Genomic DNA, 16,980 nt, shown 5'->3' with positions numbered 1-16,980 from the left:
TTTAAAAGTGAATTTTCCGCAGATTTGCAGGAAGAACCTCACCTATGGTTTGGTAGCGATGGATTCATACGTAAACAACAAGAATTAGAACAACAAATAACAGCGTTCAGTCTCACATTATTAACCAATATTGTAATGGCTTGGAACACGGTTTATATTCAAGAAATTCTCAAAGAACTCAAAGAGGAAGGGTATGAGGTTAATGAGGAAGACTTTGACCATATTTCCCCTGCATCTTTTGAACACATTAATCGTTTGGGAAAATACAATTTTAAGGACGAAATTAAACTGGAAGGAAATGGGTTACGGGCTTTAAGAAAACCTAAGAGTGGATTTGGCTTTAAGAAAAACTAATAAGATAGTTGGAAACCGTATATTTTCGGCAAATTGTTATGAAAACCTCTTAATGGATTTGACAAATGCTTCACTTTGGATGAAATAAAAAATATATTTGTAATTAACAAGTGTTGGGCGGATAACACAAAATCCCGAAGAAGCAATTTGTCTATTGTATTCAGCAGTTACGACCGCTATATTTTTTAAATACGGCCGAACAGTTGCAAATAATATATCATTTGTCTGGATTATTTGTTGCGCTCTTGAAGGAGCTGTTTTCCAAGTATGATATTTAGCATTTTTTATATTTTGGGAGTTATTATCAATTGATTCAATGTCGATATATCTGAATTTATCATCAGGATTCATGTATTTTATAATAGCTTTTTCTATAGGCAATGAGATATCATTGAGTTTTACCCAAGACCAGCTTTCTGGCAATTTGTGTGTATTTTCGCTTTGGGTCATATTATAAAATTTCTAACAATTCTTTTTTTATAAATTCATAAGCAACAGTAATTTTATAGGAAAGATCAGGTCTTAACAACCCTTGCATATCGCCTAAAAAATCCTGATCGGAAATCTTCCTCTCCATGTTTTCTAAGAATTCCTTTTGCGATACACTATTATCTTCTTGCTTCATGTAAAATTTCCAAGCTTCGATAATTCTCGTTGAATCAACATCAGTCTGTGTGATCGCAAACCACATATCAAACAAGTCTCTTCCTTTTCGCCTCTGGTATAGAGCACGCATTTTAGTACCTAATAACTCTGCTAATTCATAGGTCGGTATAAGAACTTCACCGGTATACCATTCTGATTGCATAGCGTGTTTTACATCCTGAATGCCATAAATGGTATGGTGTTCCCGACAATTAACCTCAACCTTTAATCTCAATGGAATTCCGCCTTCTGAATCAAAGCGGTAAATCAATGTGTTATTATGTTGTTTTTGTTTACGTATGGGTTTGTCGCCCAAAAAAGATAATACTTCACGAAGCTTGTCCATAATTGGCCCAAATGGCTCAGCTGTAATTTGCACTAAATCGATATCTTCAGAATACCTAGCGGCAGGTGACAGATATAATTTGTGTAATGCCGTCCCACCTCTAAATGCCAATCTCTCTTTTAAATATTCATCACTATATATTGCCATTAAAGCCCGCTCAATGATCAGATCCTGTTCTACCTGGAAATCCTCCTGCCAGGGAGCTTTCTTACGCCATGCTGTTATATATGCCTGTGGAATCATAAATCTGTTTCTATTTCTAAATTTTGTACAACTTTCCAGTCATTACCGGTTATCATCTCGGGCTTTTCCTTTTGCGGTCTTAATAATGCCGGGAAATAATTCACCGTTTTTAAATAGTCTTTTATTGGTTCGCTTAAATCACGCATATTCAAAATCTCTTCTAGCAGAAAGCCTAAACGCTGAACCGCAGTTACAGGAGAATATCGTTTTGCTAGGTCAAGCATTTTATCAGCATCTATACTTTCACAGAGTTCTTCCAGCACTGTTGCAACCCTGTTAAAACCGCCCGCCTGATCAAAATAATTTACCAAATCCAAAGCGGTTAACTCCGGAGATGAAACGTTTATGTATCCTGTATCAACCTTTTTTTGAACTATATCTCTTTTTGCCCATTCCTTCTTTATGTAGAAATTTATTTTCAGGTTGTCATTGTCAATATTCCTTAAGCTTGGTTTCATTGTGATTACAGAAAAAGATTGGGGTTGCTGGTGGGCGGCTCCATAATAAGCGGCTGCATTTAACAGACCGACGTAATAATCTTTCTCCAAAAATTTCATCAGCTCTGAAACAAATAATGATGGTGGAAGGATACCTTTACTCCGATATTCAGGAGTAATGATTACATAGAACTCATTTCTTATTAAAGCAATCTCCCTCTTCTTTTTAAGCCGCTGTAGAGCCTTCTTAATCGCCTCATCGGATTGTTCAAACTTATTCCGTACTTCCGGCAATGAAAATGCATACCTTCCCTCTGAACGCAGTTCATTAATAAAGTCCTCTAAGTAACCGTATCGCCCAATCATTTAAGTTTATGTTTGATAAAAGGGATGTTATTTATCCCTTTTTGCAGATGCAAACTTATATATTATTTTAATAAAAGTCAATTTTAAGATATATTTCTTTTTTTTAATCATACTAAATGTACAATACATTTGTAATCTTGCTGATTATTATCTAATTGCAGTCTCCAAATGGAGCATAAATTCTTTTTCTACACATTTTAAATTGCCAGATAAGGTTTAAATCTGCTTATATTAATACTGTTTAAGATGAATTCCAACATAATTAGAGCATTAGCAATAAAGGACTTTTTTATTGAAAGCGTTTATAAAATCTTTACCAAAAAACCATGTGAGTACAGTCTCAAAAAGCTAATGTCATTATGGATAGTTTAAGAGAAGTATATTTTGGAAGTTGTTAGTGCATTCGTAGATGAACGTTTTGAGATGTTTTATGCGACTGTAATTGTGGCATCCGCACGTGAAGCTGTTAGTATGGTGGATAAGCACTTAAACAATCCAGTTATCAAAAGTACGATTCATTCGACTGATACACACGGTTCAACAGAAGTAGTGTTTGGAATGATGCACTTGTTGGGCATTTTCTTTGCTCCCAGAAACAAAGACCTTAGTTCTCAGCAACTCTATGGCTTCAAAAGCAAAAAGGAATATGCTGAATTAGACTATAAATAAATACCTGACCAAACCATTAATACTACCTTAATTGAAAATCATTGGGACGGCATTTTAAGAGTTATGGCATCCCTAAAATTAGGTAAAACCACCGCTGAACAGGTTTTAAAGCGATTAAATTCGTATTCACAGCAAAATACATTGCAAAGAGTTATGAAGGAGTTTGGTAAGATTATTAAGAGTTCATTCATTCTCAAATATTATGACAACCTGACCTTGCGCCAGTCGATTGAGAAGATGTTGAGCCATATAGAATTTATGAATCGTTTTGCCAAAGCGGTGTTTTTTAGCAAAAATCAAGAGTTTCAAGTCGCCAACAAAGAGGAACAAGAAAAGATTATTCTGTGCAGATTATTGCTACAAAATGCGATTGTGTTGTGGAATTATATGTACCTGTCTGAAATACTCACAAAAGTACAGTCTCAAGAAGAATTGGAGGAGATAATGGCGGTCATTAAGAACTCGACAGCGGTCGTTTGGCATCACGTGAACATGATGGGTGAATATGACTTCACTAAGTTGCTAAATAACAATAACTTACGCTTTTATATTGATAAAATAAGTGCATGGAAATATAGAAATGCAGCCTAAAAATTTCACAGTGTAAGTCACTAATAATCAGCAGATTACACGTAGAAATATTACTTTAGAACCAATAAGGGACTTACAACCAAACTAGTCTTGGGACTTCCTAAGACCTAAAACAAGGAAGAGCATCACCCTCGAAAGGGCTTATTGAATATAAGGATGTTTAGTTGAAATAGATTAACTTTATGAGATGAATAAACTCCCTGTATATGTGTCAGAATCAGATTTTACGACCCATATTTTACCCAATTTAAGTCATAAATTAGGTCATAATCGACTGAAAGTCAGCTATCACTATGTATTTAATGCTATTTTATATGTACTTAAATCAGGTTGCTCTTGGCGAACTTTGAGACCAGAAAATCAACTTGTTACTTGGCAAAACATCTACTATCACTATGCCAAATGGACTCGTGATGGTAGTTTTGACAAATTATTTGATGCTTCTGTAGCTTCGATTTCGGGGAAATTAGCCCTAGAATGCTTGCAATTAGACGGGTCACATACCCCGTCAAAAAAAGGGGTGAAAACGTCAAATGGCAAGGTCGTAAAAAAGCAAAAACAGTAAACAATTTGATGATTTGTGACAATAATTATAATATTTTAGCTATCTCTGATTGCATTAGTGGTAATCACCATGATAATTTTGAGATTATTCAACATATAGCAACAATGCTAAAACACCTTGATAAACAACTTGTTAACTATCATTACTCTCATCTTAATGCAGATGCTGGTTTTGATGTCAAAGCATTCATTGTGTTTATACAACAGAATAATATTGTAGCTAATATCAAAGAAAATAAACGCAATGCAAAGAGTATAATACCAGAATATCGTTATCTAAGTGATTATATATATAGCTTTCGTTTTAAAATAGAAGTCGTTTTTGCTTGGATGGATACATATAAAAGAATCCTAATTCGATTTGAAACATTGTCAAATAACTTTAAAGCTTGGTTACTCATGGCTTCTAGCATGAGTAATTTTAGACACATATTCAACTAAACATCCTCTATATTAAAATGTTTAAAGGCAAAAGGAATATCTATCCCTGATACATTCTACGAGAGTAACGCTCTTTAACATTTTGGGGTGTAGGTAACAAGCTATGAGCAGTTTGAGATGTTCTGTCTATATTTTGAAATAAAGTCTTGGCCATCGTCATAGTCTGCTGGATTAATATATGTAATGACTCCAATGTAAGAATCCAAAATATTTTTAAGTTTTTCAAAATATTTAATTTCTGTTTCACCATTACCGTCAATAGTCATGCTCATTATCAGCTTGTCGTCTTCGGTAATATTTGCTCCAACCATAACTCTGTCAGGGTTGTCGTGGTTTTTATTCCAATAGAAAGTCTGTGTTAGTCCAGTATTTTCTATGAAATAATTTATCATTTCGTCTTCTGTTTTAAATATATAATCTTTATCGTCTAGCCGATAAGCATAGTCTAAATTCAATTTTTCGTATTCAGGAATAAAAGTATTCAAAACCAAGTCAATAGTTTTTCTTGATTTTTGTCCAGCATAGACTTGACAAATTATGTCTTTAATTATTTCCATTGTTCTGTTCGTTAAAGTTGCACCTAACTCGCAACTATGCAAAAGTTTTGTAGTACTTTTTGTATTGTTTTGCCAGTTTTTGTAATTCCTAAAGTAGTTAGTTTCTTGGTAAGCCAAAACAATTACACTATTTTAAATTTAATTAGTCAAACAGACTAACAATTTTCGAAAGACTTACTTTAATCATGGGTATAACTATAAATGATAAACAAGCCCTAAAAACAAAAAAGTAGGCAAAACCTGCTCTTCCGAATATCTTCAAATCGAACGTCAACTCCATAAAAAAAACTACCGAAGCCGACCGCTTAGGTTAATAAGTTCAAGACTAAGCGTCCCTCATTCCTTCATGGTTTGGCTTTCAACCACCACGAAATATTTGTTATTGGTGGTAGGCATTTTTAATCCGTTCATTAAGTTTTTGTTGTAACCAAATAGAGTCATCAACTTTAATTTGTTTAAGTTCTTCCAAATTCAATTTAGTATTTGACATTAAAGCAAACCTTACATTTTCCTCAATATCTTTCGATAAGTCAATTATTATTTTTTCGTTTATTTTTCTTTTTCTTGCGACTGCTGAACGAACATCAGGATTTAGGTCTTTACTTAACAGTTCTAAGATTTCAATTTGAACTGTTTTATTATGAATTACCCAAGTTTTTAAGTCGGGATACATATCTATTATTTCTAACCATATTTCCAAATCAGCTTGTTCATGGCTTGCTCTAAATTGTTCTGTTAAGTCATCACTTTCTCGTAATCTTTTAAATTCTTTTGCTGATATTATCATTTCTTTAAATTTAACTGAACCAATATTTATTCATTTCATCTAAAAAGATTTCGTCAGCAATTGGCAAGTCAGAATTCAGTACTGAATCTATTCCACATTTTGGACAAATTGCAGTTTGCTCATCATTTAGTTCATCTATCCATTCAGTAATTTCGTTAGGTAAAAATATCTGTTTGCAATAAAAACATCCACATAGTTTACTTGATAAAATTTCATCTTTATGAGAAGAACTTTTGTCGTGTGCTTTCGTTAAAAATTCAAGTTTATATTTTCGATAATGTTCTGTCATACGCTTACAGCTAATGTTCGTATTGACGCAGTAGTTAGCATCGCTGTTTACTTCGCCAATATATGTATCTTTAGCAAAAGCAAGTTAAAAATAAATGAATAATGCCAGACAAGCTAGCATTACACAAGGTAGATTGCTATCTAAATATCGCAGTATGTCTCCTCTATGGAGGAACAAAATATAGAAAAATAATCTAAAAATTGCTCGCTTTTTATTATAGTACTTTAGTTATTAGCAGCAGGATTAAACTTTGAAAGAATATGAATAAAAATCGTCACAGTCAAGTGATAGAACCTGACCTTCGCTATAATACTTATTAGCTTCTATTACAAAAACTTCTCTTAAGTTGGTCTTGTCAGAGAGCCAAACTAAGTATGGTTTTAAATGTTTTGCTATTGTTTCTGCTTTTGTATTTTCCTTTGGCACAATAACAAATATTAACATCCCCTTTTTTTCATTCTGTAAAAAGTGAGCAGCCTTCATCATTCCACCTACGTAAGTTTTGCGGCTTGAACTATTTTCTGACTCTAGAATTATATATTGATTACCCTTCTTTAAAACATAATCAGGTTTATAGCCCACTTCTAGAGTTTGACCTGTAAATAGGGTTTGAAACCCTAAATGCGAATGTTGTAAACTTTTGAAAACTTTGTCAGGTATCATGTTGTTGTTAGTCAACTAATGTTTTCAATTTTGATTTAAATCTATTTCGCAATTCAGAATTGTCTGGCAATGCAAGGTTGTCAATAAGTAATTTATATTCATTGTGTACAACTTCATGAAACTTGTCTCGGTTTAACTTAAATCCTTGACTTTTATTGTTTGGGTCAGTCCAATCAAGAATAGGTGTGTCTAATTGTTTATTTATTATCGATGCTTTTTTGGTCTTAGATTGATGCAATAATCCACTTCGCATAAGTCCTGCAAATTTTCCTGCATCTGCGTTATCCTTTATCACATCATTAAATGCAGGCACCCTTTTGAAAAACTCATAAAATGGGTCGTGCAGTCTGTTGCCAATACTTTCATCTGTTCCACTGTAGTATTGCTCTAAAGTTTCTATAAGAATGCAGTCAATTGTCGCCATAAGAAAGCCGCAATTATTTCTTATTTCATAATCGCTATGATTCTGCTATACTTTAATCTGGTCAAAGTATCTTTTGTTATACCTGGTCCAAAAAAAGTCAATGAGGACTTTCCATTCGACCTCTGAATAGAGGTCATGTGATACTTGTTCGATTTCTTGAACTGTCATACTCTTTATTGCTAACTCGCTAATATGAGAAAGGTTTGTAGTACTTTTTGTATTGTATTGACTTTCCATTTAACACTTAAATACCACATCATAGACTCTCTAATTATTCATCTTCTGTATCCTATGAATAAATTACTTACCTTCTTTTAAAGCCTTAATAATTTCATCCTTTAGCGTTTGGAACTTTCTTTCATAAAGCTCGATAATTTTGTCTACAGGTTCGTTAATAATCGTATTTATGTTAGTGTTTACCGAATGGCTACCTTCATAAAAGTTAGCAGTACAATAAAGAATTGATTCTTCATTATACTTTTTCAATCCATCGGGAACAACACCTAAAGCGTTAGCTATTTCTGTAAGTCGTTCATCGTCTAAATTTTCACTTTGTTCTATTTTACTTACAGCCTGCTTACTAATTCCTCCCAATTTTTCTCCAAGTTGAGATTGTGTCATTCCACGCAAACTGCGTATGCGCTCAATCTTCCTTCCCAAATGATTTTTTTGATGTTCAAAAGTGCCCATAATATATAAACTATTTTTGGTTAGTTTTTGACTTTTCTATTTCTAATAAATTCAATAATCTTTCATAAAGGTCAATAATTTTATCGCTTGGCTCACTGTAAGTAATCGTAGATGCCCCTGCATTATAAACATTATCGTGAATGTCATTATAATTATTGATATTATATATTACAGCTCTTTCATCAAACTCTTTAATAATTTCAATAGTAACGCCTAATATATCAGCAACTTGCTCAAGAATATCATCCGCAATATCCTCTTGCTTTTCAAGGCTTGACAATTGCTGTTGAGTCCAACTTAGTTCAGTGGCTAAAGTAGCTTGCTTTATACCTCTATATGCCCTAATTCTAGCGATGTTCCTTCCCAAATGTACCTTCTTTGGCTTAAGATGAAATTTTGACTCCATAATTGTTTATTTTTCTCAAATATAGTAAAAGTCAATCAAATCAACGTAATGGTCAACCGATATTTTTTCTCTATAAAGGGACTTAAAATTAATTTTGTAATGAGTCAATTACAAAATTGGTTATGTCAGAACATATTTCATACAGCACTTCCTATCATTTTTGCTTAAGAAGCCAAGAGGAAAATACTATTTTCAAATGTGACATATCCAAAGAATTAGGTAAAAAACAATTTTACAAAAATATAAAGAAGCCTCCCATATAATATTGATACTGTCTTTCTGACCAAGTAAACTCAACTTCAAAAAGTTTAAAAGAACCTATTACAACAGCCCAATTTAACCTAATATTCATCTAAAAAATTAAACCCATGAACGCAAAAACCTGCGCAAGGGCATTGCTGTGCCTTTACTTGAGCATATCTATACATTATCTAACCGCTCAGGCTCTTAAGGTGGGAGACAATATCCCACCTGAGCTTTGGAACTTGTCCCTAAAAGTGGCTAACCACCCAAAAGGCAAACAAACCTTGAGCCTCAGTGCATATAAGGATAAACTAATCATCCTAGACTTCTGGGCTACTTGGTGCGCACCTTGCATTAAATCACTCAATAAGCTGGATTCTCTGCAAAAGCAGTTTGGCTCAGCAGTGGTAATCCTGCCTGTCACTTATGAAAACAGTAGTAAGGCTCTTCCTCTATTTCGTAAAAGGGGCTGGAGTCTCCCTACTGTGGTGGAAGACACCTTACTAAAAAGCTATTTTCCCCATACAGGTATCCCTCATCAAATATGGATTAGAAATGGCGTGTTTTTCGGAGCGTCTTCTGCTTCGGAATATACCAATACCTATAATCTACACCGTGCATTAAACGGTGAGGCTTTTGTACTTTCACAAATTACTCCGTCTGTCGGTTTTAACCGTGATATTCCCCTCTTTCTGGATGGAAACGGTGGTAGTCTAAAGGATACCCGAATAAGGTCTCTACTCTCCAAACGCATCAACGTCAATATCGGGGGAATCACTAGAAGTGCTACCAATATTCGGGCTTACAATGTACCATTCCGTAGCCTTATTTATGAAATGTACAGACTCGATATTCCTTACGCTGGGAGATTTAACAGAATCGTTTGGGACATAAGTGATTCTCTCAAAGAAGAATTCATTGGCACACAGCAACAAAAAACAGGTATTTATGAAAAGGATCTCGCTTACTACCAATGGCTAAAAGAACATTCCTACTGTTACGAACTAGCCATTGACTCTTCCCTAAATATTTCTAGAAAAGTACTCTATCAGTTGGTGGAGCAAGACATCAACCGATATTTCAAGCTTGAAAAGGGAATCATCGCCGTCTTGGGAAAAAAGAAATTGCCTTGCTATGCAATTATTAATCGAGATAGTCCATCATCTGTTGCTGGATATTCTAATGCTGTTTCTTCTAATCCTGTCTCTTCTGATAAGGTAGAAAACTACTTTGTGATGGAGAACCGACCCGTCGAGCAACTTACCAATTACATTATCGCAGTACTGGCACAACAGCCATATCCTATCATTGATAGAACTACCGCTAAACAAAATGTATCCATTCGGCTAAACAAAGCAAACTTGACCATCCCCGCTATCAAACAGGAGCTGAATAAGATTGGGCTCGATTTGGTACTACAGCAGCAGGAAATAGCGGTCATCATTGTGAAATATGCAAACCTTTAATTCATTCATCTAATCCTTATCACTTAATCTTCAAGCTAATGAAAAAACTCTTCTTACTCTTAATGTTATTGATGGGAAATTGCGCCATGCTTTATGCCCAACGATTAAAAAGCAGGGTGTTGGACGCTACAGACGGCCACCCGATACAAGGAGCCTCTGTCAGGCTGTTGCGGGCTGCTACTGGTACCATCACAGATGCCAACGGCTCTTTTGAGATAATGAGACTTAGTAAATACCCCGCTGATACCCTTGTCATTTCTAGCATCGGTTTTAAGACAATAGTTATTGCGGTTGATAACCGTTCACTCCCTGAACGTCTGTTGATGCACAAGCAATCCTTTGCCCTTGATGAAGTGGTTGTTTCTACGGGATATTCCAAAATCAGTCGGGAGCGTGCCACTGGTTCTTTTACTCACATCAGCAATGAGCTAATCAACAGGAGTGTAAGTCCCGACATCATCAGTCGTTTAGAGGGGGTGACGCCCGCTCTTCAGTTTTACAGAAGTACTGTAACACCCAAAGGAACGACCTCAGAGCTTAGAATCAGAGGGGTGAGTAGCATCTTCTCCGACACTGCTCCACTAATCGTGGTGGATAATTTTCCTTATGAGGGAGACATTAATAGCATCAATCCGAATGATATAGCCGATATTACTGTTCTCAAAGATGCCGCTGCGGCATCCATTTGGGGTGTTCGGGCAGGAAACGGGGTCATCGTGATTAACACTAAACAAGGAAAATACAATCAAAAAACTTCGGTTAGCCTTCAGTCGAATTTTACGGTTGGAGAAAAGCCAAATCTATTCTATAATCCTTCCTTCTTGGCTTCACAGGAACTAATAGATTTTCAGCGATTACGCTTTGCGCAGGGAGGTTTTCAACAAAATAATTGGACATTACTGCCTGAGGCGATTGAGATACAGATTGCTAGACAAGAAGGAAAGCTTTCAGCTGAAGAAATGGAGCGACAATTGAAAATACTAGCCACGAAAGACATTAGGAAAGAGATGCTCGCTAACCTTTATCAAAAAAGTCTGAATCAGCAGTATGCTTTCAATATTTCAGGGGGGAACAATAGTTTGAAGTATATCTCTTCTTTTGGCTTTGACAAAAATATTTCTGGGAACGTTGGGTTTAACTCTTCGAGAATAACCCTCAATAATCAGTTTACTTACCGATTCAATCAAAAACTAGAACTCTTTACTAGCCTGTATTATGCCCTCCAGCATTTTAACAATAATGGACTGGAGAGAACAGATCTCATTCCTCGGGAGGGTGGTGCCATTCAGTCTTATACAAGCCTTAGAGATGATAATGGAATACCAACTTATATTCCTTATAAATACCGCCAACCTTATATCGCTGCTGCCGAATCTCAGGGATTACTCAATTGGGCTTTTAATCCGATTGATGAACTTGGTTTTTCTGATAAAACTTCAAAAAATAATGAAACGAGGATCAATGCAGGGATTCGCTATTCACTGATTCAAGATCTAGCCTTGGAAGTAAAATATCAGTTTCGTCTTGCACAAGGAGCATCCCGCCAATATTACGCTCCACAAAGCTATTATGTCAGAGACCTCGTGAACCGATTTACCCAAGCGAATGGCACTAGTGTGATCCCTTCTGGTGGGATTTTATCGGGGAATCAAAGCAGTGGGGATAGTCATTATGGAAGAGTACAGCTCAATTATAGTTATACTGGGTCTGGGCATAGTGGGCTTTTTCAGTCTAAGCACCAATTGGATGCCTTAGCAGGGGCAGAAGTCAGGCAAGATCGCTCTCAATCTGGTCCTGGGTACTTGCTATACGGTTATGATGACCAACTACTCACCAGTGCTCCTTATCTCAATTATGAGACGAGTTATCAATTACGCCCTATTTCATCGGGGAGAATCCCCTCTCCTATCAACGATATTGGGTATTTGACTGACCGTTATCTCTCCTACTTTACTAATCTGGCTTACACTTACGATAAGAAGTATACGCTTTCTTTCAGTGGTCGGTGGGATGCTTCGAATATTTTTGGCGTAGCCACTAACCAAAAGGGTGTTCCTCTCTGGTCAGTGGGTTTGCTTTGGAATATCAAAGAGGAATGGTTGCCAGACATTGAATCTATTGACTTGCTTAAATTAAGGGCTACGTATGGGGTTAATGGAAATATCAACAAGCAAGTAAGTGCGCTTCCTAATATCTCTCTGTCATCTGGTGTCATTACTAATTATCCTTATGCACGTATAACCACTACAGGTAATCCTAATTTACGCTGGGAAAAGGTGGTTGTCTGGAACATGGCTACTGATTTTTCTTTCTTTCATAACAGGGTTAGAGGAAGTCTGGAGTATTATGAAAAAGCTGGGATAGACCTCATCGGCTATGATTTTCTGGATCCTACGACGGGTATTTTCCAATCTCCTTCTGGTCTATATACCATTGACAACCGAATCAATTATGCCAATCTGCTCACCAAAGGTGCAGATTTGGAAATCAATGGGGCTATTACTACAGGGAGGTTTAAATGGTCAGCGGTTTTACTTGCTTCTTGGACACAAAATAAGGTAACCCAATACAATGCAGCGGAAGCGCCTACTTTGCTTTCTTTTCTTCCTGCCTCCAACGCTGGGCGTGCTCCTGCCTCTCAAGGTAAGTCTGTGGATATACTCTATGCGTTGCCTTGGTATGGGCTAAATCCCACTACGGGGGCTATGCAGGTGTATGATAATAAAGCGGGTGGTGGTGGTGCGCTGAGTGAAAACTATGCGGCTTACTGGGCTTCATTACAGCAAGTTAATCTCAAGGAAATGGGGGTTACTGTGCCTGTATTCTTTGGCAGTATCCGAAATACATTTACATGGAAAGGATTGAGTGCTAGTGTTAATATGGTTTACAAAACTGGCTATCAGTTCAGAAGAAGTAGTATCAACTATTCCAATCTGATTAATTATGGTGGTGGTCATCGGGATTATGAAGCAAGATGGCGGTCTCCTGGGGATGAATTACAGACTTCAGTTCCAGCAGTTACCCTTACGGCTAATACTACGCGTGATAATATTTATTTGAGTAATGAAAGACTGATTGAAAACGGAGCGCATCTTAGGTTGAAAGACATTAATCTTAGTTACAAGCTTTCAGCGCCTAAATTGGGACTGAGTAATGTATCGGTTTTTATGTATGTCAATAATGTAGGAATATTATGGCGTGCCAATAAAGCAGGCTTAGACCCTGATTTCCCAACCTCAGACTACCCTCCTATCAGAACTTATTCTTTGGGATTTAAAATGGACATTTAAACGTAAAATTTATCAACATGAAAAAGATATATTCAATGCTACATAGTCTCGGCTATTGGGTAAGCTACTGTGTACTCAGTCTCTTGATGACTTCCTGCTATGGGGATTTCCTAGAAATTGAACCTAATCGTAAGCTGGCTGTACCTACTACCTTAAAAGACTTAGATGCTTTAATGGATAATACTACTTTGCTGAATGCTAATGCTTTATTAATCATGGGTGAGATTGGGACGGATGATTACTATTTGAATGAAACAGACTGGAATTCACTGACTAATCCTTATCAAAAAAATGGCTATGTATGGGCTAAAGACATCTACGAAGGGCAGCAATGTCCGGGATGGAATAATGCGTATCAGAAAATTCTCTATGCAAACGTTGTGTTGGAAAGCATTACTAAGCTTGAACGAACCCCAAACAATGAGGTGCAATGGGACAGGATAAAGGGAACTGCCTTGTTTTGGAGAGCATGGCAGTTTTTCCAATTGGCTCAGATTTTCTGTGATGATTACCAAAAGGAGACGGCTAGTCAAAAAATGGGGATTCCTCTTAGGCTTGCATCGGATATTAACCAGCAGAATGTAAGAGCGAGTATTGAAGATACCTACAGACAAATTGTACAAGATCTTGCTGAGGCTGTATCCTTACTTCCTACCATTCCTGAGGAGAAAACACGTCCTTCTAAGCAAGCGGTGTATGCACTACTGGCAAGAACTTATTTACAAATGAAAGAATATGCACTGGCCAAGCAGCAGGCGGAGAAGTGCTTGTCTATCTCGGATGTATTAATATCCTATAGTGAGGTGAATAGCCGTTTAAACTTCCCTTTTCCCCTGTATGCCCGTGGAAATACTGAGCAACCTTTGCTTGATGCTATGATTAGGACACAGACATTTGCTTCTTTCCTGAAAATAGATACTACTTTATTACGCTCCTACGAATCTGGAGATTTAAGAGTGGCTACTTATTTTTCAGTAACAAATGGATACTATGTTTTTAAAGGAACATACAATGGTTATGCTGCCTACAACCCATTTCCTGCACTTGATGAAGTCTATCTCATTAGGGCAGAATGCAATGAGCGACTAGGGAATCATGATAACGCACTGAAGGATCTTAATAACTTACTGATGCATCGCTATCAAAAAGGGGCTTATCAAGCTAAAACCATGGAGAACACTAAAAATATCCTAACGGAGATTTTGAATGAAAGGCGTAAGAGTTTAATCTTCAGAGGGGTGAGATGGAGCGATTTGAGAAGGTTAAGAACGGAAGCCGCTTATGCAAAAAGTATTGTTAGAGTACTGGGAAACAAAAGATATGAATTATCTCCTGAGCAAGAGCATTTATACACTTGGCCTATTCCTGATAATGTGATTAATCTGGGTGACATTACTCAAAATACTAGATAGAGGGGAATATTCGGTGCTTCATTAGTAAAAGCACCGGGTAATTTTTAATCGAACCTCATGATTGTACTTATCTAAGATTTTAACAATATTCCCTAGCGGTAGATTTACTTGTTTAATCATTCTTTCTGTGCCATGAATATGAGTATTTTTAAGCGTTGATTAAGATTATTAGCAATACCCCTCAATTGTTTTTGGGGAGGTTGCTCTTCTTTTGTAAACAGATTTTAAAATTTCCACTTGAGTATCATCGAACGAATATAGGATGACTTTGACATTTTTAAGCCTTCTCCTTTTGTTTAATCTCTTCAAATTATGTCTGGGAGTTCTCGATGGAATAACACATTGCAAGGCTTCTTATAATCTAAATCGTTTTGATTGTTTTGGCTTCTTTACTTACATTGGTTTTGATATTTTAAATTGATGTCTAAAATGATTTCTTCTGCAAAAGTGCTTGCACGCAGTTTATGTATACATAATCTCCATCTTGCTTCACTACTCAAGTAGTGAAAAAGTATTTAACCCTTTATTAAATCAATACTCCTATCTCAATTCCTAATCTTACACTAATTTTATACTAATTGTTCATTAATTTTACATTAAATACCATTTTACACTAATCTGACAATAATCTTACACTATTTTGACATAAATTTTACATTATGAATCTTTTTGCCCGAATTCGTATAAATATCATATAATCATTTCAATTTTAGGGGATAAAGCACGTAAATTAGCTGTTAATAAAACAACTATCTAACTCTTTTTTCTAGCTTAGTTGCTACAGGGCTTACACATACCGCAAACTACATTCTTTCAGTATGTACTCTATTCTTACTTCATTAAAATAAAAAATTTTCCTCTCAATTAGTGATTATTACTTCCAAGTATTTCTTTGATGTCTTAGGTATTTTCTGCCTAAGCATTCATTTTTTTTATGTAGAATATATGTTCTAACTTTACAGTTATGATAAGCTTATACGGCTGTATATTAGTACATAATATTTTGTACTTTTCCGATAGTGCTAAAAAATATTAAAACATGTCAATACCCTTAAATATATCCACTATTCTACAAGGTAAAACAGTAGAGTCAGAACGATTAGAATTTAAAAAAAGTTGGAATCCAACTGCTATCATGCGAACTGTTGGAGCATTTGCTAATGATTTTGAAAATTTAGGAAGTGGATATATTGTTGTAGGTATCGAAGAAGAAAACGGTATGCCCAAGCGTCCTGTATGGTTTTCAAACAGAGGACTTCGATTAACAGAATGTAAAGGTACAGGCATTCCAACGATTAGAAAAGCCCTTGAAAACAATGGTTCACAACCTGCTTACTTTGATACAGATGGAGTAGATAGACGTTTTTTTTATCGTTACTATTCCTATTCATCCAGATTTTATTCCTCTGACAACAGTACAAAGTAACCAAGATAAGCCAGAAAGTAACCAAGATAAGCCGAAAAGTAACCAAGATGTACAGAAAAAGAAAGTTCAAGAATATACTCTTCAAAGGCTAAAGAATGAGTTATTTATGCCAGAGCAAACTATCAAAAAATCTGTATTGATTCGAATGCTAGAGGTATTGGAATATTGTGTTACAGCGAAATCGAAGGTAGAATTTCTACAACATATTTCCCTAAGTAAACAATCGAAGAATTTTCATCAATACCTGGAACCAATGATAAGTAAAGGGCTTATTGAACCTACACAACCTGACAAGCCAACAAGTAAGCATCAAAAGTATTTTACCACAGCGAAAGGTAAAAGTTTATTTATCAATAATAACAACGATAATTTACTATGCAGAACAGATTTCGTTTTACATAGTAACTTATCGTTGTATTTACTCCCTCCTATTTGACCCATTTTTATAAAGCCATCAAAAATCTAACTACGAGAAAAACCCCGTCAGCATTTATTTTAATTAGTTACATTTTTTTAAAATAAAAATCTAACCAATATTAGTAGTTATACTATTATTTATACTATTATACTATTATATAAAATTTTACTCATAAGTTATTGTAAGTCAATATGTTACAAATTCTAACTACGAGAAAAACCCCGTCTAACTACTAGAAAAACCCCTTAAAATA

At 35.7% G+C, this 16,980-nt stretch carries 18 protein-coding genes and 1 pseudogene; 9 read left to right on the top strand and 10 right to left on the bottom strand.

All coding sequences use genetic code 11. The features are described from left to right. Positions 1–24 precede the first annotated feature (24 nt). Positions 25–354 carry a Tn3 family transposase gene (locus AC07XN_RS11480; RefSeq protein ID WP_494743174.1) on the top strand — a complete coding sequence of 110 codons (330 nt, stop codon included), beginning with the start codon at positions 25–27 and terminating at the stop codon, positions 352–354. Between the two features lie 36 nt (positions 355–390). Here AC07XN_RS11480 and AC07XN_RS11475 read toward each other — a convergent pair whose 3' ends face one another. Genes AC07XN_RS11475 through AC07XN_RS11465 form a run of 3 tightly spaced genes read right to left on the bottom strand, consistent with a single transcriptional unit; the run spans position 391 to position 2,391 of the window. Continuing rightward, positions 391–804 carry a restriction endonuclease subunit S domain-containing protein gene (locus AC07XN_RS11475; RefSeq protein ID WP_494743173.1) on the bottom strand — a complete coding sequence of 138 codons (414 nt, stop codon included), beginning with the start codon at positions 802–804 and terminating at the stop codon, positions 391–393. Between the two features lies 1 nt (position 805). Next, positions 806–1,588 (bottom strand): nucleotidyl transferase AbiEii/AbiGii toxin family protein, encoded by a 783-nt coding sequence (locus AC07XN_RS11470; protein ID WP_494743172.1) that lies wholly within the window; start codon positions 1,586–1,588, stop codon positions 806–808. Next, entirely contained in the window at positions 1,585–2,391 is an 807-nt protein-coding gene (locus tag AC07XN_RS11465; protein ID WP_494743171.1) for a type IV toxin-antitoxin system AbiEi family antitoxin domain-containing protein, read from the bottom strand. The genes AC07XN_RS11470 and AC07XN_RS11465 overlap by 4 nt, the downstream gene beginning before the upstream one ends. A gap of 384 nt (positions 2,392–2,775) precedes the next feature. On the opposite strand from AC07XN_RS11465, the pseudogene AC07XN_RS11460 reads away from it, so the two are divergent. The 3 genes and pseudogenes from AC07XN_RS11460 to AC07XN_RS11450 all read left to right on the top strand — a co-directional run bounded on the left by AC07XN_RS11460 (position 2,776) and on the right by AC07XN_RS11450 (position 4,656). Beyond that, positions 2,776–3,651, top strand: a pseudogene (locus tag AC07XN_RS11460) (Tn3 family transposase). A 187-nt stretch (positions 3,652–3,838) separates the two neighbouring features. Beyond that, positions 3,839–4,216, top strand: coding sequence for a transposase (locus AC07XN_RS11455; RefSeq protein ID WP_494743170.1), 378 nt, complete (start codon positions 3,839–3,841; stop codon positions 4,214–4,216). Then, positions 4,129–4,656 (top strand): transposase family protein, encoded by a 528-nt coding sequence (locus AC07XN_RS11450; protein ID WP_494743169.1) that lies wholly within the window; start codon positions 4,129–4,131, stop codon positions 4,654–4,656. Before AC07XN_RS11455 ends, AC07XN_RS11450 begins: the two co-directional genes overlap by 88 nt. A 101-nt stretch (positions 4,657–4,757) precedes the next feature. Here AC07XN_RS11450 and AC07XN_RS11445 read toward each other — a convergent pair whose 3' ends face one another. The 7 genes from AC07XN_RS11445 to AC07XN_RS11415 all read right to left on the bottom strand — a co-directional run bounded on the left by AC07XN_RS11445 (position 4,758) and on the right by AC07XN_RS11415 (position 8,472). Next, the gene (locus tag AC07XN_RS11445) at positions 4,758–5,330 is read right to left on the bottom strand and encodes a hypothetical protein (RefSeq protein WP_494743168.1); all 573 of its coding nucleotides are present in this window, start codon (positions 5,328–5,330) and stop codon (positions 4,758–4,760) included. Positions 5,331–5,592: 262 nt separating this feature from the next. Then, positions 5,593–6,000 carry a hypothetical protein gene (locus AC07XN_RS11440; RefSeq protein WP_494743167.1) on the bottom strand — a complete coding sequence of 136 codons (408 nt, stop codon included), beginning with the start codon at positions 5,998–6,000 and terminating at the stop codon, positions 5,593–5,595. Between the two features lie 10 nt (positions 6,001–6,010). Continuing rightward, on the bottom strand, positions 6,011–6,289 hold the full coding sequence (locus tag AC07XN_RS11435; RefSeq protein WP_494743166.1) for a hypothetical protein: 279 nt from the start codon (positions 6,287–6,289) through the stop codon (positions 6,011–6,013). 243 nt (positions 6,290–6,532) lie between these two features. After that, a complete protein-coding gene (locus AC07XN_RS11430) occupies positions 6,533–6,952 on the bottom strand; it encodes a hypothetical protein (protein WP_494743165.1) in 420 nt (139 codons plus the stop codon). A gap of 7 nt (positions 6,953–6,959) precedes the next feature. Beyond that, positions 6,960–7,376 carry a hypothetical protein gene (locus tag AC07XN_RS11425; protein WP_494743164.1) on the bottom strand — a complete coding sequence of 139 codons (417 nt, stop codon included), beginning with the start codon at positions 7,374–7,376 and terminating at the stop codon, positions 6,960–6,962. Between the two features lie 300 nt (positions 7,377–7,676). Continuing rightward, positions 7,677–8,066 carry a helix-turn-helix domain-containing protein gene (locus tag AC07XN_RS11420; protein ID WP_367284700.1) on the bottom strand — a complete coding sequence of 130 codons (390 nt, stop codon included), beginning with the start codon at positions 8,064–8,066 and terminating at the stop codon, positions 7,677–7,679. 10 nt (positions 8,067–8,076) lie between these two features. Then, a complete protein-coding gene (locus AC07XN_RS11415) occupies positions 8,077–8,472 on the bottom strand; it encodes a helix-turn-helix domain-containing protein (RefSeq protein ID WP_494743163.1) in 396 nt (131 codons plus the stop codon). A 452-nt stretch (positions 8,473–8,924) separates the two neighbouring features. On the opposite strand from AC07XN_RS11415, the gene AC07XN_RS11410 reads away from it, so the two are divergent. The 5 genes from AC07XN_RS11410 (at position 8,925) to AC07XN_RS11390 (ending at position 16,745) form a co-directional block, all read left to right on the top strand. After that, on the top strand, positions 8,925–10,181 hold the full coding sequence (locus tag AC07XN_RS11410) for a TlpA family protein disulfide reductase (protein WP_494743162.1): 1,257 nt from the start codon (positions 8,925–8,927) through the stop codon (positions 10,179–10,181). 38 nt (positions 10,182–10,219) lie between these two features. Then, complete coding sequence (locus AC07XN_RS11405) at positions 10,220–13,471, top strand: SusC/RagA family TonB-linked outer membrane protein (protein WP_494743161.1); 3,252 nt, start codon at positions 10,220–10,222, stop codon at positions 13,469–13,471. Positions 13,472–13,488: 17 nt separating this feature from the next. Next, on the top strand, positions 13,489–14,883 hold the full coding sequence (locus tag AC07XN_RS11400) for a RagB/SusD family nutrient uptake outer membrane protein (RefSeq protein ID WP_494743160.1): 1,395 nt from the start codon (positions 13,489–13,491) through the stop codon (positions 14,881–14,883). A gap of 1,039 nt (positions 14,884–15,922) precedes the next feature. Then, the gene (locus AC07XN_RS11395; RefSeq protein ID WP_494743159.1) at positions 15,923–16,309 is read left to right on the top strand and encodes an AlbA family DNA-binding domain-containing protein; all 387 of its coding nucleotides are present in this window, start codon (positions 15,923–15,925) and stop codon (positions 16,307–16,309) included. A gap of 106 nt (positions 16,310–16,415) precedes the next feature. Further along, the gene (locus AC07XN_RS11390) at positions 16,416–16,745 is read left to right on the top strand and encodes a Fic family protein (RefSeq protein WP_494743158.1); all 330 of its coding nucleotides are present in this window, start codon (positions 16,416–16,418) and stop codon (positions 16,743–16,745) included. Positions 16,746–16,980: the final 235 nt, after the last annotated feature.

The organism is Arcicella sp. GW458-12-2-14-TSB2, from assembly GCF_059423785.1.
This window is presented reverse-complemented; position numbering and strand designations above follow the sequence as displayed.